Raw genomic sequence first — 23949 nt, forward strand, 5'->3', positions numbered from 1 at the left:
GGTGTGCCGTGCCACCAGGGTTACGGTTGCTGGAGTCGCTGGCTGACCACGGTGGAGATGCCGTCGCCGCGCATGGTCACGCCGTAGAGGCTGTCAGCTATCTCCATGGTGCGTTTCTGGTGAGTGATCACCAACAGCTGGGAATTCTGCCTCAGCTCCTCATAGATTCCGAGCAGACGACCCAGGTTGGCGTCGTCCAGGGCCGCCTCCACCTCGTCGAGGATGTAAAAGGGGCTCGGGCGAGCGATGAAAAGGCTGACCAGGAAGGCCACAGCCACCAGCGAGCGTTCCCCTCCCGAGAGCAGCGAGAGCCGTTTGACCTGTTTGCCCGCAGGCCGGGCCTCGACATCCACCCCGGTTTCCAGCCAGTTCCCGGGATCAGTGAGCAGTAGCTTGCCTTCTCCTCCGGGAAAGAGCCGCTGGAAAACCTCCCCGAAAGTGTGTTCAACATCGTGGTAGGCCGCCTCGAAGACCTCTTGCACCCTCTTGTCGACGTCATCGATCAGCGCGAGCAGGTCGGCACGGGTCTGTTTCAGGTCGGCGAGCTGTTCGGCCAGGAAAGCATGCCGGGTCTTCAGCGCTTCGAACTCCTCCAGCGCCAACGGATTGACCCGTCCCAGGGCGGCCAGCCCCCGTTCAGCGCGGCGTAGACGTTTCTCTTGCTCAGCGCGCACGTAGGCGACAGGATCGGGAACCTCATCCTCAGGACCAAGGGCGGTGCCGTCGGGCCGGGTGATAACCGGGACTGGCTGATTCGGACCGTACTCGGCGACGAGCTGGTCTCCTTCCAACCCCAGCTCAGCCAGGCTCTTTTCCTCCAGCTGCTCGATCCGCATCCGGCGTTCGATCCGGACCAACTCATCCCGGTGGGCGCCCCGCATGAGTTCTTCGAGGCGCTGGCCAGCTGCTCGGGAGGCCTGCCTGGTCTCCACCGTCGCGGCCTCAGCGAATCGCCTGCGGGTTTCCGCTTCGTCCCGGCTGGTTGTGGCTCGCTCCATGGCGTTCTCGATCATCCCGAACAGCCGTCGGGCGGCATCGTAGACAGCCCGACCCACCGCGGCCTCGCGACGAAACTGCTCCGCCCGGGCGCGTGCTCTGGCACGCGACTGACGTTCCGCAGCCGCTGCCCGCAACAGACCTTCGGCCCTGCCCGCGAGGGAACGTGCCTGCTCCTCAATCGTTCGCAGCTGCAACCTGGTTTCCATCTCCGTCTGCCGGGCCAGCCTGGCCGCGACGGCCAACTCATCACGATTGGTGGGGTCGGGTTCAAGAATCTCCTCCCCGCTGGCCGCGACGAGTCGGGCCTCCAGCTCGGCGAGCCGGGTCTCGTGGTCAACCCGGCCTTGGCGTGCAGCCTCGATGGCCGAGGTCAACCTGTCGGCCTCACGGGTCGCAGCCGCCTGCGTTTGCCGATAGGAACCGAGGGCATCCGAGATGGCCGCGAACTGTGCGTCGGACTCGTGCAGGGAAGCCAGGGCAGTTGCTTCCTCAGCACGTGCCCTCTGCAACACAGCCCGTGCCGCTTCCAGGGCGAAACGTTGCCGGTCAGAGTCAGCAGCCACCTGCGCCATCTGCTCTTCAGTTTCGGCCAGATCCGCTTTCAAGGCCAGTAGTGAGGGTTTTGCGGTCGACCCGCCCTCAACCAGCCAGCGGGAGACCCGCTCTCCCACCCGAGTAACGGCAATCAGCGACGGGTTCTCTTCGATCGCCTGCTTGGCCGCGGGAAGATCCTCCACCGCCACGATTCCGGCCAACAGCCGGGACAGTGCCCCCGTCAGTTCCTGGCAGGCGGCGATGAGTTCCAGCAGTGGTGTTGCCTCCCCCGCCTCCGCACCTGCGACAACCACGTGAGAGCGTCCGAGGTCTTCCGCTGCCAAGTGTGCAACGGCTGAGAGGGCATCATCGAGGCTGGCGGCGACAATCGCCTCGGCTGCTGCTCCGAGGCCCGTCGCAACGGCCTGCTCCCAGCCTGGGGCAACCTGGATGAGATCGCCCATGCGTCCCAGTACTCCGGTGCGCCCTAGTAGCTCCGTGGAACCATCGCGCTGCCGGGTGGCCAGCCGCAGCGCTTCCACCCGCGCGACGAGAGCGGCTTTGTCCTTTGCGAGACGGGTTCCCTCCTCCACGAGTCGCGCCACCTCGGCCTCGTGTTCAATCACGGAGCTGTTCGCAGCCTCCCACATGGCATCCAGGTTTGACTCGTCGGTTCCCAGCCCAGCGAGGGTGTTCTCGGTCTGTCGGTACTGCTCAGCAGCTTCTTGGGCTCGAGCGAGGGCTTCCTCCCGCCGCGCTACCAAGCGTTCCTGTTCTTCCTGCTCAGCCTCCAGACGGGAGCGAACAGCGGCAGCTTCTCCCTTGAGGCGGGCCAGACCTTCTCTACGATCGGCCACCGCACGCAGCGCAGCCGCGTAGGCCTGTTCGGCCTCGGCATGCTGGGTTTCGGCCTCGTTTCGCCGACCGGATGCGTCGTGGAGAGTGGACCGAGCCTGTTCGATGTCGTCTGCCAGTTCTGTCTCGCGTCGCCTGATCTCGCGCGCCTCAGCCTCCAGGGAGTCGGGATCCCGGCCGGAGGCGTCGATGGCCGGCTGGGCGTCGCCGTGTCTCATGCGCTCGGTCGCCACCGAGATCGTCGAGGAAACACGCTCCTTCAAAGCGGCCAGCGCGTACCAGCGTTCCTGGCAGCGGTCGAAATCCTGCGCGGCTTTCTTCAGTTCCGCTTCTGCAGCCTCCTCTGCAGCCAGAGCGGCGTTGGCCTCGGTCTCTGCACATTTCTTCGCCTCAGCAGCCGCGGCCTCATCGGCCAGGTCGGCAGCCAGAGCCTCCCGCGCAGCATGGAGGTCGTCTGCCAGCAGGCGGGCTTTCGCGTCGCGCTGCTCCGCCTGAATGACGGCTGCCCGGCGAGCCGCCTCTGCTTGGCGTCCGAGTGGTTTGAGCTGGCGCTGCAGCTCCCCGATGAGATCCTGGAGTCGTTCCAGATTCGCCCTGGTGCCTTCCAGCTTGCGGACTGCTTTTTCCTTGCGTTTACGGTGTTTGAGCACCCCGGCAGCCTCTTCGATGAATCCTCGGCGGGACTCGGGAGTGGCCTGAAGGATCGCGTCGAGCTGACCCTGACCGACGATCACATGCATCTCCCGCCCGATACCGGAGTCGCTGAGCAGCTCCGTGACGTCCAGCAGACGGGAGGGAACACCGTTGATGGCGTACTCGGAGCCACCACTTCGGAACATAGTGCGGGTGATCGTCACCTCCGAGTACTCGATGGGCAGTGCACCGTCGGAGTTGTCGATGGTCAGCTGTACCTCGGCGCGTCCCAGCGGAGCACGCCTCGAGGTGCCCGCGAAGATGACATCCTCCATTTTTCCGCCGCGTAAACTCTTGGCGCCCTGCTCCCCCATGACCCAGCTCAGGGCATCCACAACGTTAGATTTCCCGGAGCCGTTGGGACCGACGATGCAGGTAATGCCGGGTTCGAAGTTGAGGGTGGTGGCCGAGGCGAAGGACTTGAAGCCCCTGAGGATCAGCTGTTTGAGGTACATGCAGGCTGTTCCCCTTGTTTCCCGGAGGACTGACGGGCGGCCCGGAAGGTCCAGAACTTGTTCACCAAAAAGTTAACCGGGATGGTGCAGACGATGGAGATCAGATTGGCCCAGTACTGCCGACTCCGAAGGCCGGAGGAGCCGTCGAACACGGTGGCGGGCAGCGCAACCGGAGAGTGGGGGTGCATCAAGGCGGTGATGATCACTTGTCCCACGACCAGAGCGACCAAACCGACGATCAGGAAAGGCCAGTATTCCCGGAACCATCCGGCCAGTTTGTGGGACTTGAAAGTCCACCAGCGGTTCAGCTGGAAGTTGAACAGGTTCGCCAGCAGGAACGCGATGGTAGCCATGACGTGGTACCAACGGATGTTGTACTCAGTGCCCGGGATGGCGAGCCACACGCCCTCCCCCTCGGGAACCCCCGCGCTGGCCCAGAGCAGTGGGAACAGTTTCCGGCAGGTGATGAGTATCCCCATGTTCACCAAGACCCCAAGGCCACCGACGACCCCGAAGCGGACGAACTGCAACAGGGAATCTCTGTTGCTCCGAAGCAATTGACCGATCGCGTTCATGCACCATCCTCACGACTTGGGCAGCCGCTGGCATCTCGGACACAGGAAGCTGCTTCGATTGGCGAATCGCCGGCGCACCACGGGTGTTGCACAGCGTCGGCACGGTTGGTCCTCGCGTCCATAGGCGTCGAGTCCACGTTCAAAATACCCCGATTCGCCATTGACATTGACATACAGTGAATCGAAGGATGTGCCGCCAGCGGTCAACGCCTCAGACATGACATCGCGGGCATGCCCCAGCAGTTCAACAGCACGGCTCTGGGTGAGGCCTTGTGTGGGGTGGTCGAAGTGCAGCTTCGCGCGCCACAGACTTTCATCAGCGTAGATGTTGCCGATGCCGGAAACGAGCTTCTGATCGAGGATGGCGCGCTTAACCGTAGTTCGTCTTCCTCGTATCCGCTTGGCCACTACGACAGGATCAAACCGCGGATCGAAAGGGTCAAGAGCGATGTGTGGGACCGGACAGTGACCGCCTCGTGGCACGAACTCAAGTCCACCGAACATGCGCTGGTCGACGAAACGCAGCTGGGTACCATCATCAAGATCGAATAGGACACGCGTATTGCGTAACTGCGGATCGTGGGGTCGACTCACCCTGAACTGTCCGCTCATCCCCAAGTGAGCAATCATGGCGTCATCACCCAGAACCAGCCAGAGATACTTACCACGGCGGGCAACAGCATCAATGCCACGCTTCATGAGGTCGGAGGCAAAACCCTCTGGACCACCAAGGTGAGAACGTACGGGGCGGCGGTGCAGGACCGTAATCTTCTCGATGGTGCGCCCGACCACGTGTTTCTCCAACCCGCGGCGAACCACCTCGACCTCAGGAAGTTCAGGCATCTAGAGACAGGTTTCGGTAGGCCTCGTGAGCGGCAAGTTGTTCAGCCCGCTTCTTGCTGGATGCCACCCCTGAGCCGATGGCTTTCCCATCAACCATGGCGGTTGCGGTAAAAACACGTTGATGGTCGGGCCCCTCACCGATGAGCGCATACCGGGGAGGCTCCAAACCGTTGTGGGCGCAGTACTCCTGCAGAGCAGTCTTGTAGTCGGTGTAGTGCCCCTGCAACTCGCTGGAGGCGATTCGTTCATCGAGGAGTGCATGCACGAAACGAGAAGAAGCAACCGCCCCACAGGAGATATGAATAGCGCCGATCACGGCCTCCATCGTGTCAGCAAGGATGGAGGTCTTATCGGCTCCTGCGGTGTTGATTTCCCCCTGCCCCAGCCTGATCAACTCCCCCAAATGCAGCTCGCGCGCCACCTCGGCCAAGGCGTGGGAGCTGACCACTGAGGCACGCAACTTCGCCAGCTGGCCTTCTGCAAGGTTCGGGAAGGACGTGAAAATATGCTCGGTCACCACGATCTGCAGCACGGCGTCACCCAGGAATTCCAGCCTTTCGTTACTGGGGATACGTCCGTGCTCGAAAGCAAAACTGCGATGCGTAAAGGCAAGCTCAAACAGCTGGGCGTCCACCTGGACACCCAGCTCATCAAGGAGGGCAGTTAGCTTGTTCAGGCCTCGACGACCTGACGACGTTCGCCCTTGGGGCCGTACTGACCACAGGAAGGGCATGCGGTGTGGGACAGATGCGGTTCACGGCAGGCCGGATTCACGCAGGTGACTGTGGGGACGACGGAAGTCTTCCACTGCGCACGACGCGAACGGGTGTTGCTGCGCGACATCTTGCGCTTCGGAACGGCCACGATCTTCTCCTCGGACTTGTTACCCACCGGCTGACCCAGTCCCACACGGGGCTGCGCCGACCAGCGGCTCCCTTTTCTGGTCTCAGTTCTCGCCACCAAGATCAAACCCCGCCAGCTTTTCCCATCGCGGATCAACCTTCGCTTCATGCCCGTGGTCCGGGTCGTCGTTCAGGCTGCAACCGCATTCCTGGCACAGGCCGAGGCAGTTGGGATCACACAAGGGTGTGAACGGCAGCTCCAGTACCACAGCGTCACGCAGAGCCTCCTCAAGGTCGATGGCGTCATCAACGACGACGCTTTCGTCCTCATCCACCTCATTCCCGGGGTAGAAGTAGAGTTCCTGCAACTCAAAGGACTTCTCATCCTCTATCGGACTCAGGCATCGGGCGCACTCTCCGCGCACCTGCGCGTGAGCCGTTCCCGTGACCAGCACTCCTTCGATGACCGCCTCGAGTTTGAGGTCGAGACCAACTTCGGAGCCCTGTGGCACTGAAATCACGTCGTAGCCGAGATCGACCGGAGCCGGGACATCAACCTGAATTTCCTTCATCGCCCCTGGCCGCCGCCCCAGCTCCAAAACGTCGAAAACGTAAGGTGAGCGACGGTCCACATGGTGATGCACGGAGTTCATGGCAGGCATTCCCTTCGTCCGATCGACCATGACCACGTCATGACCAAGGAGCAATCTTACAGAGCCGGAGAAGATTCACCAAACATCCCGACGGGAGTCGGGTGTTGCCTTCGAGAAAGCACGCGCAGCACTCACGCGAGATCCACACAACCAACGCCAGAACGCCTGCTAGTCTTAATGGAAGTTCGACACCCGAAGTAACTGGCGGAAGAAATCATGGATCTGCAAGGCATGCTGTTTGACTACGTGGACCGCTTCCGCTCTCTTCTGCCCCCGGGGGCCTGGCAAGGCCTCGCCCGAGACCTGGCCAAGAACGACGTCTTGACCCTGCTCTACCTTCATCGCACTCAGTCCTCGCGAATGAGCGATCTGGCCGCCTACCTGGACGCCCCCCTCAACACGGCGACAGGGGCGGTCACCCGGCTGCAGCAGCGCGGCCTGGTGGAGCGTCAGCACAGCCCGGACGACAAGCGGATCGTGTTGATCTCCCTGACCGCAGAGGGACGCAGGCTCATCACACAGGGCATCAAAGCCAGCGTCTCTCTGATCGGGCGTCTCTTCGAGGAGCTGACTCCCGAGGAGACCGAGGTGGTGCTACGGCTCATTGATCGAATCCCGGCTCTGCTGGCCGAATGCTCGGCGAATCGCAGACCCCGAACCGTCCGGCGCATCCCCATCGACTGAACCCCGTCATTGACCGCACAAAGCCACAACAAATAGTTCGATTTCCGAATAGTTCGCATAGAGAAGGAGTTACCATGGAGCGAATGATCCTGCTGACCGGGAAAGGAGGTGTCGGCAAAACATCACTAGCAGCCGCCCACGCCGTCGCCTCAGCTGGGAGCGGAAAACGCACGCTTCTGGCGAGCATGGATGCCGCCCACAACCTCTCTGACCTGTTCGATTGCCCCCCGGCACCCGAACCAACCGAGGTGGCCCCAAACCTGGAGATCACCGAGGTGGATGCGGGGCGCGTCGCCGAGGAGGAGTTCACCGACATCACCGCCGCTCTATCCACCCTCATCTCCCGGGGCGACGATGACCAAGTGCTGGACCTTCCCGGTTTCGATCCACTGTTCTTCCTACTGCGGGTCCACCAGCTGGCCCACACCGGCGACTACGACCGCATCATCTTGGATCTGGCCCCCACCGGTGAGACCCTGTCGCTGCTCCAGTTCCCGGAGCTGCTCACCTGGTGGATGGAACGGATCTTCCCGGTGCAGAAGCTCGCGGTCAGGGTGCTGCGCCCCGTGGCCAAGGGAGTATGGCGAATCGAACTTCCCAACGCCGCCGCCATGAATGACATCGAACGGCTCTTCCAGCGCCTCCAGGAGATCCAGGCGTTGTTAAAGGATTCCTCCATCACGTCGGTGCGTCTGGTCACCCTTCCAGAACGGATGGTGATCGAGGAGACCCGTCGCAGCTACCTCTATCTCAACCTGTTCGGTTACAGCGTCGACCACGTCTTCGTCAGCGGGCTGTACCCCACCGGGGAGGTGGGTGCGTTCTTCAGCACCTGGGTGGAGCATCAGCGGCAGCATCTGGCCGAGATCCGCTCGTCATTCGCTCATCTCCCCATCACTGAAGTGCCACGATTCCGTAAGGATCTCGTCGGCCAGGGCGACGTGGCCCGCCTGGCCGAGGTAGCCATCGACGCCCACGCCTTCGACGTCGTATCGGACCTGGCCCACGAGCGCTACGTCAATGCCGACGACGGCTACGACCTCCAACTCCCGGCGCCGGGAACCACCACCGAGGAGATCGACCTCAAACTGACCGCCACCGACCTCGCGGTTCGCATCGGCAACTTCCAGCGCAACATCCCCTTGCCCAGCACCCTGCTGGGCCACGACGTCGCCGGAGCGAAACTCCGCGACGACATCCTGACCATCCGCTTCCGCCCCACCCCACAGGAGGTCCCGTCATGAACCGTGAATTCATTCGTCATCTGCTGCACGCCCGTCGCCATCTCCGCGAGGCAGCCCTGAGCCTGGTCCCACCAGCCCCCAGGAAACGGCTCCGCACCATCGACCGCGAATGGCGAGCGCTGATAGTCGAGTGCCTGTCTGAGAACCCAACCAAGCCTGCCAAGGAACCGACCGGCCCGTCGGAACCCAGGCGGATAGACATCGAGGAGTGAGCATGCGGATCATCCTGTACACCGGCAAAGGCGGGGTCGGCAAGACCACCGTCGCCGCCGCCACGGCCTTGCACCTGGCGGCTCAGGGAAACCGGGTCCTGGTGATGAGCACCGACCCAGCACATTCGCTGGGGGACGCGCTGAGCCTGTCACTCACCAGCGAACCGATCCGCGTCGCCCCCGGCCTGGATGCCTTGGAAATCGACACTCTGGTGGAGAACGACCGGACGTGGGCGGGTCTGCGCAACTATCTGGCGCGTCTCATGACTCGGGAGGGCGAGGTGACGCTCGCCACCCAAGAGGCTCTGTTGTTGCCCGGATTGGGCGAGTTGTTCAGTCTGCTGCGAGTCCTCGATCATGCTTCCTCCGGGCGCTACGACGTCCTGGTGGTGGACTGCGCACCGACCGGCGAAACCCTGTCGCTGCTGAAATATCCGGAACGTCTCGACCAGCTGTTCCGCACCGCGCTTCCAACGAAGCGGGCGCTGGTTCGGATCCTCGGCAAACCGTTCGAGCGGTTGACCCGGATCCCGATGCCCGAGGATCGTCTCTTCGACGACGTGCTCGGGTTGCTGGACAGGCTCAAGCGGCTGGGCGACCTGCTCCACGACGGGGAGATCACCACCCTCAGGCTGGTCGCCACCCCGGAGCACGTGGTCATCGCCGAGACTCGGCGCGCCCACACCTGGTTGACGATGTACGGCTTCGTCGTCGACGCCGTGGTGCTCAACCGCATCTATCCTGCCTCGGCTCTTGGGGGCTACTTCGAGCCGTGGGCCACGGCGCAGGCCACAGGCATCCAGCGGATCGAGGAGAGCTTCGCGCACCTGCCGATCCACCGTCTCCCGCTCCAGGAGCAGGAAATCATCGGGCTGGAGGCTCTCGGTGAGCTGGCCCGGACGATGTATGGCGGCGACGACCCGGCGGCGGTCAACTACCGGGGTGATTACCTGCGCGTCACTCGCAGCGATGGCTGCCTGCGGCTCCACATCAGCCTGCCTCACGCGGATCGGTCCGAACTCAACCTCTGCCAGGACGGCGATGATCTGCTGCTCACGCACCGGAACGAACATCGTCGGATCGCGATGCCGGCCTCGTTACACGGTCGCCAGGTCACCGGCGCCAGATTCCTCCACGACGAACTGGTCCTCACGATGACCTGACCCCTCCCCGGTCGCTAGACCGAAGTTGAGTGAGATCAATTCTCGTTTCTGGCTTGGTACTCTTTTTGGTAAAGAGTTTATGATCTTTGTTGAAGAATCTGCCCAGGAGACCTTACCTCCCCTCGCTCCGGGGCCACCGGCCCTGCCGGGTGCAGCGCATCAACCAGAACCCCGAGGTCAGCGTCAATCCCCGCTGGCGGATGGGCCCGCATCCTGACTGAGTGCTGGCCCGTCGACGAGGACACCAAACGTCAGCTGGGAATCGAAGATGCCTGGTTGGGTCGTTTCCCGAGTGAACTCAGCGGGGGCGAGCTGTAGCGTTTCTGCATAGCACGGGTGCTGTACCCCGAGCTCCGCTACCTGATCGCCGACGAGATAACGACGGTGCTGGATCCCCTGACCCAGGCGCAGATCTGGACCGAGTTGACGGGGCTGACCCGGGACCGGGGCATCGGGCTGCTCATGGTCACTCACAATCCGGCACTGGTGTCCCGGTTGTGCGATGACGCCATCCACCTGGACCGCCTGAACCCTTGAGAACGAGGGGCCGGGCGGGGCTACCGCGCATCCCACAGCCGGGCGGCGGCCTCGGCCACGCACGGCGGCACGTGGGGTGAGACGTCGCCGCCGAGTTTGATCACCTCCCGGGTGATGGTGCTGGAGAGGGTGACGTGCTGGGCCGCCGCTGGCAACAGGACCGTCTCCAGGCCCGTCAGCGAATGGTTCATGTTGGCCAGCTGAAGCTCGAAGTCGAAATCGGCGCCGAATCTCAGACCCTTGACCACGGTGGTTATGCCGTGTTTCCTCGCAAAATCGACCAGCAACCCGTCCATCTCCTCGACAGTGACACCATCGAGATGGGCGGTGGCCTCCCGAACCAGGCCGACGCGCTGCTCCCCAAACAGGTAACCGGCCTTCAGGCTGTTGCATCCCACGGCCACCAGCACATCCCCGAACAGGTCACGGGCTCGGGTAATGATGTTCAGGTGGCCGTTGGTGATGGGGTCGAAGGAGCCGGGGCACAGCACCTTGGTCATGATTCTCCTGCTGGTTTCGTGGCTGCGAAGTAGAGACTCGTCTCACCGTAGTCCCGGCGCCAGTCGTCGTCGAGACCACCCGGCCACACTGGAGGAAGACACCGTTTCGAGCGCTCGACCACCACAAGGGCCTGTGGGTTCAGCGTCCCGGGGGAAAATAGCGGAGCCAAGGTCCTGTCGAGGAGCATCGAGTCCATCTCGTAGGGCGGATCCACAAAGACGAGATCCCAGGGGCCGGTGGGAATCCGCCCTTCAACTCGTCCACCCCGCGCCTCAATGCGCAGCCCGGCCCTGCGGGCATTGCCCGCGATCAGGTTCGAGGTGTGGGAGTCGACGGCCACCACCCGGGCGGCTCCCCGGCTGGCGGCTTCCAGCGCGACCGCTCCGGTTCCTGCATAGAGGTCCAGCACCGCGGCCCCCACCAGGTGTTTCTCCGCCGGTTCCCCGACGGTACCGAACCACGTGACGAGGGTGGAGAATAGCGCCTCCCGGACCCTGTCGCTGGTGGGCCGGGTTCCGCAGCGGGGCACCGTCAGCTGCGTTCCCTTCGCGCGTCCCGCGATGATGCGCGTCATCCTTTCTCCAGCCATTCCCCGGCAGCAACCTGTTCTGCCTGGTCAATCATGTCGGCGAGCAGCGGATCTTCGGCAGCCCGAGGATCGGAAAGCACCTCGCCAGCCAGTTCTTTTGCCTGCTCGATGACCTTTCGGTCCCCCAGCACTCGAAGCAATTTCAGCGACGAGGCCCCGGACTGTGCCGCGCCCAGGACGTCTCCCTCGCGCCGCAGCTCCAGGTCCCGCTCCGCCAGTTCGAAACCATCGCTGGAGGCCACCAGCGCTTGGAGCCTGTCGACAGCGGTGAGCGCGTCCGGAGCGGGAGCCGCGAGCAGCAGACACAAACCGGGGTGCCTGCCTCGCCCGATCCTTCCACGGAGCTGGTGGAGCTGGGCAATTCCAAACCGGTCGGCATCGAGAACAACCATCACGGAGGCGTTCGGAATGTCCACTCCCACCTCGATGACCGTGGTGGACACCAGCACATCCAGTTCCCCAGCGGTGAATTCCAGCATGGTCTGGTCTCGCTCGGCGGTGGCCTGCCTGCCGTGAACCATTCCTACGCGCAGCCCCTTCAGCGGGCCTTCGGTGAGCATGGGGGTGATTTCTGTCACCGCGCTCAAGCCGGTTCCAGCCTCCAGCTCCCCTTCTGTTTTATTGCCGGAGATGGCTGGGCAGACCACGAAGGCCTGGCGTCCCTGCTCCACCTCCTCACGGATGCGTTCCCAGGCCCGTTTCACCCAGTGAGGATTGCGGGCGGTGTCCACGAAGACGGTCTTCACCTCCGCGCGGCCCGCAGGGCGGTCTCGCAGCTCGATAGTCTCCAGATCGCCAAAGACCGTCATGGCCACCGATCGGGGTATGGGGGTGGCGGTCATCACCAGCGTGTGGGGTTGGTGTTCAGACTTCGCTGCCAGCGCGGCCCGCTGCTCCACTCCGAAGCGGTGTTGCTCATCGACCACCACGAGCCCGAGGTCTGCGAACCTGACGTCTTCCGACAACAGCGCATGGGTGCCGATGACGATTCCCGCGTCTCCGGACGCGACGGCCTCCCGTACCCGGCGACGGTTGGCGGCGGTGAGGCCTCCCGTCAGCAGCGCCACCTGCGTGGCCTGCGGGTGGGCCTCCAGGGTTCCGGCTGCCCCGAGCTCGCCGAGAAGCGATGTGATGGAGGCGTGATGCTGCTTGGCCAGCACCTCGGTGGGAGCCAGCAGCGCAGCCTGGCCGCCCGCATCGACGACCGCGAGCATGGCACGCAGTGCGACGAGGGTCTTCCCCGAACCGACCTCCCCCTGCAACAGGCGATGCATCGGGTACTCAGCGGCCAGTTCATCGAAAAGGACCTCCCCCACTTCTTCCTGGCCTGCGGTCAGCCGGTACGGCAGGGATGCATCAAAGGCGGCAAGGATCCCATCATCACGGCGGGTTCTGGGTGTGGTGGTGCGTCCGGCCAAGGCGGCCCTGCGCACGGCCATAGCCAGTTGCATTCCGAATGCCTCATCGAACTTCAACCGAGCGATTCCGCGTTCCGCATCGAACACGTTGACGGGTTCGTGAACCTCCCGCAGGGCGTCTGGGAGGCCGATCACCCGGGCCCGTTCCGCCACCCAGGTGGGCAGCGTATCTCCCAGTGGAAGCACATGGGGCAGAGCGAGCGCTATCGCGTCTGCGATTTTCCAGGTGACCATCTTCGCCGTAGCTGGGTAAAGACCGACCAGCCGAGCTCGCTGAATCACCTTGACCATCGTGGCCTTCGCGTTGGCCTTGCGGCCCGTGATCGCGCCGAACTCGTCGATGATGACGTAGTCGGGATGAGTGAGTTGAAGCTGCCCCCTGAATTCCCCCACCTTGCCGACGAAGATGCCACGGGCGCCCGGGGTGAGCTGATTGGCCCAGTACTTCGCGTAGTTCGGGCGTTTCTCAGGTACGAAGAAAGCCGCCTGCAGTTCCCCTTTTCCGTCGGTCAGCACGGTCGCCACCCGGGTGGTGCGACCATCCACGATTCTGGTGGCTAGCACCTTGGCGACAACCGCGACATCCTCACCGGGTCGCAGGGTCCGGAAGTCGCTCATCTCGGTGCCAGAGAGGTATCTGCGCGGCACGTGTCTCAGCAGATCACCCAGGGTAAACAGTCCGAGCCTGGCCAGTTCCGAGGCAGAATCCGCTCCGACGACGTCACGTAGTCCGCGGTTCAGCTCGCGATGGATCGGGGTCCGGAATCGGCTCATGGGGCGAGCCTACCGAGGGAGACCGACGAAAAACGGCTCGCGGCCCCAGCCGCGAGCCGTTGCCCGGACTCCTCGTTCAGTGGGTGACCTTGCCAGCCTTGAGGCAAGAGGTGCACACGTTGAGTCGTTTGGGAGCACCGTTGATGGTCGCACGGACACGCTGAATGTTCGGGTTCCAGCGACGGTTGGTCTTCTTTTTCGACCAAGGCACGTTGTGACCGAAGCCGGGTCCCTTGGCGCAGATATCACAGACGGCAGCCACTGGAATCTCCTTGTTGCTTGGGCCAGACGCGCCACAGCAACGCCTGGTTCGATCATTGGGTCCGCCCGCCGAAGCGGGCAACCGGTAGATGATAACCCGATACGCCACCAATCCTCAAACCGCGTTCCCGGAGCGCCTCCTCCCCTCAGGTGGCAACCACCACAGGCACGATCATGGGGCGACGCCGCAACCTCCGGGACACCCAAGCACCAATGGTGCGGCGGATCACCTGCTGTAGACGGTAAACGTCATCCACGCCGTCGTCCAAGGCCTGCTGCAGACCGGTGAGAATCTGTTCCCGGACCGCATCGAAGACCGATGGGTCCTCGGCGAAACCCCTCGCATTGATGTCCAGGGCCCCGATGACGGATCTGGTATGGAGGTTGACCACGGCAACCACAGAGATGAACCCCTCCTCACCGAGGATGAGCCGGTCGCTGATCGATTCAGTGATGTCACCCACGATCGAGCCGTCCACAAAGATGTAGGAGGCATCGACGCGCCCGACCTTGCGCGCGCTCCCGTCCACCAGGTCAACCACATCACCGTCCTCACACACCACGGCATTCTCCGCCGGGACACCGGTGGAGATCGCGAGCTTGGCGTTGGCGATCAGATGCCGGATCTCACCGTGCACCGGCATGACATTGCGCGGTTTCAGGATGTTGTAGCAGTACAGCAGTTCACCGGCCGAAGCATGACCGGAGACGTGGACAAAGGCATTGCCCTTGTGCACCACCTGCGCCCCCAGTTTCGTCAACCCGTTAATGACCCGGTAGACGGAATTCTCATTGCCTGGAATCAAAGAGCTCGCCAACAAGACAATGTCACCGGGACCCAGCTCAATGACGGGATGTTCCCGGTTCGCGATCCGACTCAGCGCGGCGAGCGGCTCGCCTTGGGAACCAGTGGAGATGATCACCACCTCGTCATCGCGGTATCTCTCGATGTCCTTCATCTCAATCAGGACGTTCGCTGGGACGTGCAGGTATCCGAGATCCCGAGCGGTCGCCATGTTGCGCACCATGGAACGCCCCACATAGGCCACCTTGCGACCATGCTTGACGGCCAGGTTAAGCACCTGCTGCACCCTGTGCACGTGGGAAGCAAAACACGCGACGATCAGTTTCCTGTCCGCCTGATCGAACACACGGGCAATGGAGGGTTCGATATCCTTCTCCAAGGGTGTGAATCCTGGGGTCTCAGCGTTGGTGGAGTCAGGCATGAACAGATCCACCCCCTCATCCGCGAGACGCGCGAAACCACGCAAATCAGTGATACGCCCATCGAGGGGAAGTTGATCCATCTTAAAATCCCCAGTGTGCAGGACTGTGCCCGCTGCGGTGCGCAAGGCAACCGCCAAACCGTCGGGAATGGAGTGATTGACCGCGAAGAACTCAAGCTCAAAGTTCCCTACTCGGCACCGTTCGCCTTCCTTCACCTCGATCAACCGGTAGCCACGGATGCGATGTTCTTTCAGCTTGCTCGCCACCAGCGCGAGGGTCAGCTTCGAACCGTAAACAGGAATGTCGGCCCGCTGCTTGAGCAGATAGGGCACGGCACCAATGTGGTCCTCGTGGCCGTGGGTGAGCACCAAGGCACGGATGTCGTTGAGACGATCCGACAGCAGGTCCAAGGCGGGAAGGATGAGGTCGACGCCAGGGTGGCGGTCCTCAGGAAAGAGCACGCCACAGTCAACCAGGACCATGTCACCATCGATCTCGAAGGAAGCGCTGTTCCGACCCACATCGCCGAGTCCTCCCAAGGGTGTGACACGAAGGGTTCCGGGCTTCAAGGGCGGAGGCGTACGCAGTTCACTCACCCGCAAAAGGCTAGTGCAAACAGTCGTCATCACTACACTGACAGGCATGCCCGTTCCCGACTCTGTGCGCCTCGCCATGCCCGTGGAGGCCGTCGACATCGCCAGGCTCCAGCGGAAAGCCTGGTCCCGGCAACCCGGCACCGCGGCGGCACTCGCGGCAATCCCCGCAGATCAGGCGGTGCGCACCTGGCACGAGGCCATCGTCAAGCCTCCACTCGCCCATTGCCGGGTGCTGGTGGCCCTGTCCCAAGGGCAGGTGGCAGGTTTCGTGGTGACCGGACCGAGCAACGATCCGGATGCCGAGGCCACCGACGGCATGGTCGCCGAGTTCATCACCGAGTCGGACGCGCTCGACGACCACGCCTCACGCTTGGTGAACGCCGCGGTGGACACGCTGCGCGCCGACGGCTACGAGACCGCCACCTGGTGGGTCCGCAGCGACGACGACGCCCTGCGTGGTTTCCTGATCGAGTGCGGCTGGGCTGCGGACGGCGCCCACCGAAGCCTTGGGACCGAGGACGGGACGGAGGCCGTCAAACAGGTCAGGTTGATGACCCGGATCGCAGATCGGGGCCCCGCCCCAAACGCCGGCTGATCCGCGGGCGCCGTTCAGAGACCGATGATTGTTTCAATGCCCTCGGTCAGACCTGGGTGATCGACCACCCACCGCACTCCTGCCAACACCCCCGGCATGAAACTGGCGCGGTCGAAACTGTCATGCCGGATGGTGAGTGTTTCGCCGTGGGCTCCGAGCAGCACTTCCTGGTGGGCGACGAGCCCCTGCAGCCGCACCCCGTGGATGTGTATGCCCTCAACCACTGCACCACGGGCCCCAGCGTCATGCACCGTCGCGTCCGGGACCGGCCCCATGCCAGAAGCCGCGCGTGCGGCAGCGATCTTCCCGGCAGTGGTAGCGGAGGTTCCCGACGGGGCATCCGCCTTGTTCGGGTGGTGTAGTTCGACGATCTCAACACTCGGATAGAACGGAGCCGCCTTGGCGGCGAACTGCATCATGAGAACAGCCCCAATGGAGAAGTTCGAGGCAATCAACACCCCTACTCCCGGATTGGCAGCGCACAATTCTCGGACCCGCGCAAGCCTTTCCTCGTTGAACCCGGTGGTGCCGATCACCATGTTGATTCCCCGCGGAACCGACCATTCAATGTTATCCATCACCGCGTCGGGATGGGTGAAATCCACTGCCACGAGCGCACCCTCGATCCGCTCTCGTGGCTCACCGAGATCCACTCCCCCGGTGACCTCCATGTCGTCGGCAGCCGTCACCGCGCGGCTCACCTCACTGCCCATCTTCCCGCCGATACCGAAGATACCAACCCCGAGAGTGCTCATTCTCAACTCCTTTTCGTCTTTGTTCATCAGTTCTACCCAACCGGTGAAACCCGAAAGGGGTCGACCCACAGAACGGATCGACCCCTTACCTGCTTCATGACTCAGGCTTCGTCGGTTTCGGCCTCTTCCTCGAGCACGGGAATCAGGCTCAGCTTGCCGCGGTCGTCGATCTCGGAGATCTCCACCTGGAGCTTCTGCCCCACGGAAACCACGTCTTCGACGTCCTCGACGCGTTTGCCGCCGGCCAGCGCCCGCAGCTTGCTGATGTGCAGCAGCCCGTCCTTACCGGGCAGCAGGGAGACGAAGGCACCGAAGGTGGTGATCTTTACCACGGTGCCGATGAACCGTTCGCCCTTCTCCGGCATGTGTGGATTGGCGATGGCGTTGATGGCGGAAACCGCTGCCTCCGAGGCCTCCCCGGTCTCGGCTCCCACGTAAATGGTGCCGTCGTCCTCGATGGTGATGTTGGCCCCGGTGTCGTCCTGAATCTGGTTGATGACCTTCCCCTTGGGACCGATGACCTCACCGATCTTGTCGACGGGGATGCGCAGCGTGACGATCCGAGGAGCATACGGACTCATCTCATCTGGCACGTCGATAGCCTCTCCCATCACCTCGAGCAGGGTGTGCCGAGCTTCACGGGCTTGCAGCAGCGCCTTCTGCAGCTCCACGGCGGGGATACCGTTCAACTTGGTGTCGAGCTGGAGGGCCGTGACGAAATCACGGGTGCCGGCCACTTTGAAGTCCATGTCACCGAGTGCGTCCTCGGCTCCCAGGATATCGGTGAGTGCCACATAGCGGGTCTCACCGTCAATCTCCTCGCTCATCAACCCCATCGCAATGCCGGCGACAGGGGCTTTCAGCGGCACACCCGCGTTCAACAGGGCCAGGGTGGATGCGCACACCGACCCCATCGAGGTGGAACCATTCGAACCGATGGCCTCGGAGACCTGACGGATCGCGTAGGGGAACTCCTCCCGGGTGGGCAGCACAGGGACGATGGCGCGTTCCGCAAGCGCACCGTGGCCAATCTCGCGGCGTTTCGGGGAACCGACGCGCCCAGTCTCACCGGTGGAGAACGGCGGGAAATTGTAGTTATGCATGTACCGCTTGGTCGACTCCGGGGAGAGGGTGTCGATCTTCTGTTCCATGTCCAGCATATTCAGAGTGGAGACGCCCAAGATCTGGGTCTCGCCCCGCTGAAACAGCGCCGAACCGTGGACACGCGGGATCACTGCGACTTCGGCGGACAGGGTGCGGATGTCGCGCGTACCTCGACCGTCGATGCGCACGCCTTCAGTCAGGGTGCGATGACGGACAATCTTCTTGGTCAGCGACTTCAAGGCGGCCGCGATCTCGTTTGCGCGTCCCTCGAAACGCTCAGAGAGGGCTTCAGTGACGTCCTGGCGAATGGTGTGAGTGGCGTCGTCGCGGTCCTGTTTGCCCGGAATCCGCATCGCTTCGGAGATCCGACCGGAAGCCAGTTCCTCGACGGCAACGTAGACGTCGTCCTCGTAGTCGCGGAAGACAGGGAAGTCAAAGGTTTCCTTGGGCAGTTTCGCCTTCAGCTCGGACTGGGCGTCGCACAGGGTCTTGATGAAGGGTTTCGCAGCCTCCAGCCCTTGCCCAACGACTTCCTCGGTGGGAGCGGTCTTGCCGGAACGCACGTTCTCCCACGTGGACTCGGTGCCGCCGGCCTCGACCATCATGATCGCGACATCGCCATCAGGCAGGACACGCCCAGCGACGACCATCTGGAAAGAGGACTTGGCGACCTGTTCGACGGTCGGGAAACACACCCAGGTCTCGTCGATCAGGGCGACACGAACACCGCCGATGGGACCGGAGAAGGGCAACCCGGCCAAGGTCGTGGCCATGGATGCGGCATTGATCGCGACCACGTCGTAGTAGTGGGTCGGGTTGAGGGAGAGAACGTCGACGATCACCTGCACCTCGTTGCGCAGCCCCTTCACGAAGGCCGGACGCAGCGGGCGATCGATCAGCCTGGCGGCAAGGATGGCGCCCTCCCCGGGGCGTCCCTCACGGCGGAAGAAAGACCCGGGGATGCGTCCCGCAGCGTACATCCGCTCCTCGATGTCAACGGTGAGCGGGAAGAAATCGATGGCGTCCCGCGGAGTCTTCGCCGCGGTGGTGGCAGCCAACAGCATGGTGTCGCCGTCAAGATAGACCGCGGCCGAGCCGTCCGCCTGTTGAGCGAGGATGCCGGATTCGAAACGGATGGTGTGTCGACCGTACTTGCCGTTGTCGATGACGGCTTCGGAGAATTCGAGACCAGGTCCTTCCATGGACAAAGCTGGCTCCTTTCACTGGGTTGGCTGCCCGCAGGGCGCGGCACGCCGCCAGTACCACCGGTCTTCGATCGAGACCCGCGGGGCTGCAACTACCCGAAGGTCACTACCGAGGACCAGGTGAGACCCCCTGGCAGGCAGAAAATACGTTGTGGTGATTGAGTTTTGCGCCAATCCTACCGGCTGGGGTCCGGACAGGCGCGGAGGACAGCCCCGCGTGTGCGGGGCTGTCCTCCTATCAGATCGTGTGAATGACGACGCCGGTCAGCGACGCAGGCCGAGCCTCGCAATGAGTTCGCGGTAGTGCTCGATGTCCTGACGGGCAACGTAGTTGAGCAGACGGCGGCGCTGTCCGACCATCAGCATCAGGCCGCGACGGCTATGGTGATCCCCCTTGTGAACCTTGAGGTGCTCGGTCAGGTGAGCGATCCGCTTGGTCAGCAGAGCGATCTGCACATCCGGCGAACCGGTGTCGCCCGGCTTCGTGGCGTACTCTTCGATGATCTTTGTCTTCTCGGCAGCATCCATGTCTGGACTCCTTCCGGTTCGCTGCACGGCGCCCCGGTGGCGGGTGCGGTTGGGGCTCTTGTTGATCCGTGGCCGATCGACGGCAACTGTCGGACCTTACCATCGGTTCGACCGGGAAACCAAACCCACCGGTTCTGGAATCAGCTCCGCCGGGTGAGGATGCGGCGGCAGTTCTCGATGTCCTGGTCCATCTGAGCGATCAGGCCCTCGACACCCTCGAAACGCACCTGCCCGCGCAGCCTCTCCACGAAATCAACGTCGATATGAACCCCGTACAACTCCAGGTCGTTGCGGTCCAACACATGGGTCTCAACCCGCCGGTCCACACCTTCGAAAGTCGGGTTGGAACCCACGGAGATGGCTGCAGGCATCGCTTCCTCCCCGATCGGTGTCAGCCACCCGGCATACACCCCGTCCGCGGGGACAGCCAGTTCCGTGGGAACAACCAGGTTCGCGGTTGGGAACCCGAGTTCACGTCCCCGCTGGTCCCCCACAACCACGACACCACTGAACCTGAAGTCGCGCCCCAGGTGCTGTGAAGCCAATCGCACGTCACCACAGTCCAACGCCTCACGAATGAGGGTGGAACATGTGGTCCGGGCGTCGACTCCCGACAGTTCAAGCGTCCGCACGTCGAAACGCCCCGCGGCCAGCTCCCTGAGGGTTCCGACGTCACCCGATGCGCGATGCCCGAAACGGAAGTTCTCCCCCACCACGACTGTCCGCGGAGCGAGTGGCACAACAAAACGTTCGATGAACTCGGCGGGGCTCATGGCCGCCACCTTCCTGTCGAAACGCACCACCCTCACCTCGTGAGCCCCTGCTTGTTTGAGCAGGTCGATCCGGGTGGGCAGGTCACTCAACAGGCGTGGGGCATGTTCCGGTGCCAGCACCGACAACGGATGGGGCCAGAAGGTGATGACCGCGAGTTCGCCATCGCCCCGCTCAGCCTGCAGCACGCGTTGATGCCCGAGATGCACTCCGTCGAAGTTGCCGATGGCCACTACCCTGGTTCCGCTGTTCACGACGGACAAGGTTAGCGAGGGGCAGCGCAGCACGCATCCGTGGATGAGAAACCGCCCGGTACCGACCCATGGCGGGTTCGATACCGGGCGGTCGTGTTCCTGGTCGTCAGTTCTCTTCGAGGATCACGAACAGCTTCCGGGGGCCGTGCACTCCCTCCACTCGGGACAGCTCGATGTCGCTGGTTGCTGAGCCACCGCTGATCCAGGTGATGGGCCGTCCGGCCTGCACCGAGTCCTTGAGCCGGTGCACCGCCTCTGGCACGTCGGAGACGACACTATCGGCGGTGACCACGCACACGTGACGGTCCGGCACCAAGGTCAGGGCGCGCCGTCCCTGGTCCTCTGCATGGTCCAGGCAGATGGTTCCCGTCTCGGCCATGGACACCCGCGATCCTGTGAGGACCGCGTCGATGGAGTTCAACTGCTGGTGGCTGAGGTTCTCGTCACGAATCACCTCGAGGCCGCCGGCGGTCACGGCGTTCACCCAGGCGGTAGGAACCCCGTCGGGCACAACCACGGTCTGCGCGCCGAGTTCCTTCAGGGCGGCGACGATCGCTTCACCGGTCCCGGTCGCCGGGGAACGCACGATCTTGGCCTTGTAGTCGAGGATGTTCTCCACGAAGGTTTCGAGCACGTCATCCAGCGGGGTTGGCTGGTTGTATGCCCACGTGATGGGCACGTCCTTGACCGGATCCTTCTCCTGGATGTCCTCGGTAGCGGCCCGGACACGGGCCAGAATGTCATCGCGAGCGCTGCTCACTTGGAGGCCTCCTCTTTCTCTCGCTTGGCCCACCACTTCCGGAATGATTCCTTCGGCGGCACCGGCAGGTCACGGGACCGACTCCAAGCGGATGCCGGGAACGGCATGGGACCGAAATGGCTGCGTTTCTTGAAGATCCGGCCCGCCAGGCGGGAGAAGAACTGCACGAACGCGAGGTTGCGGCCGCGGGCCATGACCCAACCCACCACCTTGAAGATGACGGACTCGATGGTAGGACGGTGCGCGGTCTTCTTCTGCACCACCTTGTTGCGCATGTGCACCAGAATGTCCGAGATCGGAATCTTGACAGGACACACGTCGTTGCAGGCCCCGCAGAGGCTGGAAGCGTAGGGCAGCGACTTGTCGACCTTCGATGCGACGCCCCGCAGCTGGGGGGTCAGGATGGCACCGATCGGCCCGGGGTAGACGGAGCCGTAGGTGTGGCCGCCGACCCGCTCATAGACGGGGCACACGTTCATGCAGGCGGAGCAGCGGATGCAGCGCAGCGCTTCGCGACCGACCGGGTCGGACAACACCTTGGAGCGCCCGTTGTCCAACAGGACGACGTGCAGGTCCTGAGGCCCGTCACCGGGGGTGACACCAGTCCAGATGGAGGTGTAGGGGTTCATCCGCTCCCCCGTGGAGCTGCGGGGCAGCAACCGCAGGAAGACCTCGAGATCCTCCCAGGTGGGCACCAGTTTCTCGATGCCGACCACGGAGATGAGAGTCTCGGGCAGGGTCAGGCACATGCGTCCATTGCCCTCGGACTCGACGATCACGAGAGAACCGGTTTCCGCGACAATGAAGTTACCTCCAGAGACCGCCACCTTGGAGCGCAAGAACTTCTCACGCAGGTGGACACGAGCAGCGCCAGCGAGTTCCGGCGGGTTGTCGCTGATGCCATCAGGTGCGGGGGCTCCCCACAGTCCCATCTCCTCCTTGAAGATCTCCCGGACCTCCGAACGGTTCCGGTGGATGGCGGGGACGAGGATGTGTGAGGGCCGGTCGTGACCAAGCTGGACGATGAGCTCAGCGAGGTCGGTCTCCCACGCCGCGATCCCGGCGTCCTCGAGGGCCTCGTTGAGGTCGATCTCCTGGGTGGCCATCGACTTGATCTTCACGACCTCCTTGGTGCCCTTGGAACGGGCGATGTCGATGACGATCTTGTTGGCTTCCTCAGCATTCCGGGCCCAGTGGACGGTGATCCCGGCCGCGGTCATGGCCTGCTCGGCCTGGATGAGGTACTGGTCCAAGTGCCGCCCAAGGCGGTTCTTGATCTGCTCGCCGGCGACCCGCAGTTCCTCCCAGTTCTTCACCTCGGAGGCCCGGATGGCCCGCTTACCGCGGATCACAGTGGTGGCGTGACGCAGGTTGCGACGCAACTGCTGGTTCTGCAGGGCTCCCTTGGCCGCCTTGGGGAAGGCGGGCATCCCGAGGTAGGTACCAGTGGGGGGAGCCGGGGTCAGGCGTTCGCGGGTGGCGGTCATGCTGTGGCCTCCTCGGTGTGGGCCAGGATCTCGGCCAGATGGATGGTTTTCACGCCCATGTTCATTCGGTGCATGATTCCGCCGATATGCATCAAACAGGCGTTGTCACCGGTGACGAGGTACTCGGCCCCGGTTGACATCACGTTGCGCGCCTTGTCGGCGCCCATCGCCACGGACACATCGGAGTTCTTCACGCAGAAAGTTCCGCCGAACCCACAGCACTGATCGGCGTCGGGAAGCGGAACCAGGTCGATACCCCGGACGGCCTGCAACAGCTTGTAGGGTCGGTCACCCACGTGCGCAACACGCACGGAGTGGCAGGTGGGGTGATAGGTGACGCGATGCGGGAAGTAGGCCCCGACATCCGTCAGCCCCAGCACGTCAACGAGGAACTCGGTGAAGTCGTAGGTTCGCTTCACCAACTCCTCGGAGGCTGCCTTGAGGCTTTTGTCGCCGACATGCTCGGCCAGCATCGGGTGCTGGTGCCGGACCGCCCCGATGCAGGAACCGGAGGGACCGACGATGTAGTCGTAGTCCTCGAAGGCCCGCACGTAGCTCTTGACGGTCGGCACGGCCTCCTTGAAGTATCCGGTGTTGGTCAGCATCTGGCCGCAGCAGGTCTGTTCCTTGGGGAACACCACCTTGCAACCCAGCCGCTCCAGCACCTTGACCACCGCAATGGGTGTGCCGGGGAACATGGTGTCATTTATGCAGGTGGCGAACAACGCCACCGTCTTACCCGTTCCGGGTGCCATATCTCTCTCCTTCAAACAGATGAGGCAGTCCTTGTGGTTGGCCGACCCTGCCACCGGGTCGGCCAACCGTGAGATTCAAT

Annotated in this window: 24 protein-coding genes; 6 read left to right on the top strand and 18 right to left on the bottom strand. The window is 63.3% G+C overall.

Annotated features, from left to right (window positions below; all coding sequences use genetic code 11):
- Positions 1–20: 20 nt before the first annotated feature.
- The 6 genes from smc to V7R84_RS03615 all read right to left on the bottom strand — a co-directional run bounded on the left by smc (position 21) and on the right by V7R84_RS03615 (position 6449).
- Complete coding sequence (gene smc, locus V7R84_RS03590) at positions 21–3536, bottom strand: chromosome segregation protein SMC (protein WP_338572121.1); 3516 nt, start codon at positions 3534–3536, stop codon at positions 21–23.
- Complete coding sequence (locus V7R84_RS03595) at positions 3518–4111, bottom strand: GtrA family protein (protein ID WP_338572123.1); 594 nt, start codon at positions 4109–4111, stop codon at positions 3518–3520. The genes smc and V7R84_RS03595 overlap by 19 nt, the downstream gene beginning before the upstream one ends.
- A 9-nt stretch (positions 4112–4120) precedes the next feature.
- The gene (mutM, locus tag V7R84_RS03600; protein ID WP_338572125.1) at positions 4121–4954 is read right to left on the bottom strand and encodes a bifunctional DNA-formamidopyrimidine glycosylase/DNA-(apurinic or apyrimidinic site) lyase; all 834 of its coding nucleotides are present in this window, start codon (positions 4952–4954) and stop codon (positions 4121–4123) included.
- Positions 4947–5588 carry a ribonuclease III gene (gene rnc / locus V7R84_RS03605; protein ID WP_338572127.1) on the bottom strand — a complete coding sequence of 214 codons (642 nt, stop codon included), beginning with the start codon at positions 5586–5588 and terminating at the stop codon, positions 4947–4949. Before rnc ends, mutM begins: the two co-directional genes overlap by 8 nt.
- A gap of 38 nt (positions 5589–5626) precedes the next feature.
- The gene (gene rpmF / locus V7R84_RS03610) at positions 5627–5818 is read right to left on the bottom strand and encodes a 50S ribosomal protein L32 (RefSeq protein ID WP_338572129.1); all 192 of its coding nucleotides are present in this window, start codon (positions 5816–5818) and stop codon (positions 5627–5629) included.
- 82 nt (positions 5819–5900) lie between these two features.
- The gene (locus V7R84_RS03615; protein WP_338572132.1) at positions 5901–6449 is read right to left on the bottom strand and encodes a YceD family protein; all 549 of its coding nucleotides are present in this window, start codon (positions 6447–6449) and stop codon (positions 5901–5903) included.
- Between the two features lie 231 nt (positions 6450–6680).
- Between V7R84_RS03615 and V7R84_RS03620 the strand changes: the two genes are divergently transcribed.
- From V7R84_RS03620 to V7R84_RS03640, 5 genes are all read left to right on the top strand, one after another.
- Positions 6681–7133 carry a MarR family winged helix-turn-helix transcriptional regulator gene (locus tag V7R84_RS03620; protein ID WP_338572134.1) on the top strand — a complete coding sequence of 151 codons (453 nt, stop codon included), beginning with the start codon at positions 6681–6683 and terminating at the stop codon, positions 7131–7133.
- Positions 7134–7207: 74 nt separating this feature from the next.
- Complete coding sequence (locus V7R84_RS03625; protein WP_338572137.1) at positions 7208–8377, top strand: ArsA family ATPase; 1170 nt, start codon at positions 7208–7210, stop codon at positions 8375–8377.
- Positions 8374–8589: a hypothetical protein gene (locus V7R84_RS03630; protein WP_338572140.1), complete on the top strand. Its 216-nt coding sequence runs from the start codon at positions 8374–8376 to the stop codon at positions 8587–8589. Before V7R84_RS03625 ends, V7R84_RS03630 begins: the two co-directional genes overlap by 4 nt.
- A gap of 2 nt (positions 8590–8591) precedes the next feature.
- Positions 8592–9752, top strand: a complete 1161-nt coding sequence (locus tag V7R84_RS03635) for an ArsA family ATPase (protein ID WP_338572141.1) — start codon at positions 8592–8594, stop codon at positions 9750–9752.
- Between the two features lie 336 nt (positions 9753–10088).
- Entirely contained in the window at positions 10089–10289 is a 201-nt protein-coding gene (locus V7R84_RS03640; protein WP_338572143.1) for a hypothetical protein, read from the top strand.
- A gap of 20 nt (positions 10290–10309) precedes the next feature.
- Here V7R84_RS03640 and coaD read toward each other — a convergent pair whose 3' ends face one another.
- From coaD to V7R84_RS03665, 5 genes are all read right to left on the bottom strand, one after another.
- Complete coding sequence (coaD, locus tag V7R84_RS03645; RefSeq protein ID WP_338572146.1) at positions 10310–10789, bottom strand: pantetheine-phosphate adenylyltransferase; 480 nt, start codon at positions 10787–10789, stop codon at positions 10310–10312.
- Positions 10786–11364, bottom strand: a complete 579-nt coding sequence (locus V7R84_RS03650; protein WP_338572148.1) for an RsmD family RNA methyltransferase — start codon at positions 11362–11364, stop codon at positions 10786–10788. The genes coaD and V7R84_RS03650 overlap by 4 nt, the downstream gene beginning before the upstream one ends.
- Positions 11361–13571, bottom strand: coding sequence for an ATP-dependent DNA helicase RecG (locus tag V7R84_RS03655; protein ID WP_338572149.1), 2211 nt, complete (start codon positions 13569–13571; stop codon positions 11361–11363). Before V7R84_RS03655 ends, V7R84_RS03650 begins: the two co-directional genes overlap by 4 nt.
- 76 nt (positions 13572–13647) lie before the next feature.
- Positions 13648–13833, bottom strand: coding sequence for a 50S ribosomal protein L28 (gene rpmB / locus V7R84_RS03660; RefSeq protein WP_338572151.1), 186 nt, complete (start codon positions 13831–13833; stop codon positions 13648–13650).
- A gap of 145 nt (positions 13834–13978) precedes the next feature.
- The gene (locus tag V7R84_RS03665; RefSeq protein ID WP_338573814.1) at positions 13979–15685 is read right to left on the bottom strand and encodes a ribonuclease J; all 1707 of its coding nucleotides are present in this window, start codon (positions 15683–15685) and stop codon (positions 13979–13981) included.
- 16 nt (positions 15686–15701) lie between these two features.
- Between V7R84_RS03665 and V7R84_RS03670 the strand changes: the two genes are divergently transcribed.
- Positions 15702–16250: a GNAT family N-acetyltransferase gene (locus tag V7R84_RS03670; protein ID WP_338572152.1), complete on the top strand. Its 549-nt coding sequence runs from the start codon at positions 15702–15704 to the stop codon at positions 16248–16250.
- Between the two features lie 14 nt (positions 16251–16264).
- Here V7R84_RS03670 and dapB read toward each other — a convergent pair whose 3' ends face one another.
- From dapB to V7R84_RS03705, 7 genes are all read right to left on the bottom strand, one after another.
- Entirely contained in the window at positions 16265–17005 is a 741-nt protein-coding gene (gene dapB, locus V7R84_RS03675; protein ID WP_338572153.1) for a 4-hydroxy-tetrahydrodipicolinate reductase, read from the bottom strand.
- Between the two features lie 101 nt (positions 17006–17106).
- Positions 17107–19311 carry a polyribonucleotide nucleotidyltransferase gene (locus tag V7R84_RS03680; RefSeq protein ID WP_338572156.1) on the bottom strand — a complete coding sequence of 735 codons (2205 nt, stop codon included), beginning with the start codon at positions 19309–19311 and terminating at the stop codon, positions 17107–17109.
- 267 nt (positions 19312–19578) lie between these two features.
- Positions 19579–19842: a 30S ribosomal protein S15 gene (gene rpsO, locus V7R84_RS03685; protein ID WP_338572158.1), complete on the bottom strand. Its 264-nt coding sequence runs from the start codon at positions 19840–19842 to the stop codon at positions 19579–19581.
- A gap of 140 nt (positions 19843–19982) precedes the next feature.
- Complete coding sequence (locus tag V7R84_RS03690; protein ID WP_338572160.1) at positions 19983–20867, bottom strand: bifunctional riboflavin kinase/FAD synthetase; 885 nt, start codon at positions 20865–20867, stop codon at positions 19983–19985.
- Positions 20868–20973: 106 nt separating this feature from the next.
- A complete protein-coding gene (locus V7R84_RS03695) occupies positions 20974–21627 on the bottom strand; it encodes a lactate utilization protein C (protein ID WP_338572162.1) in 654 nt (217 codons plus the stop codon).
- Entirely contained in the window at positions 21624–23114 is a 1491-nt protein-coding gene (locus V7R84_RS03700; RefSeq protein ID WP_338572163.1) for a LutB/LldF family L-lactate oxidation iron-sulfur protein, read from the bottom strand. The genes V7R84_RS03695 and V7R84_RS03700 overlap by 4 nt, the downstream gene beginning before the upstream one ends.
- The gene (locus V7R84_RS03705; protein WP_338572166.1) at positions 23111–23869 is read right to left on the bottom strand and encodes a (Fe-S)-binding protein; all 759 of its coding nucleotides are present in this window, start codon (positions 23867–23869) and stop codon (positions 23111–23113) included. The genes V7R84_RS03700 and V7R84_RS03705 overlap by 4 nt, the downstream gene beginning before the upstream one ends.
- Between the last annotated feature and the right edge of the window lie 80 nt (positions 23870–23949).

It is taken from the genome of Arachnia propionica, assembly GCF_037055325.1.
Taxonomy (GTDB): domain Bacteria; phylum Actinomycetota; class Actinomycetes; order Propionibacteriales; family Propionibacteriaceae; genus Arachnia.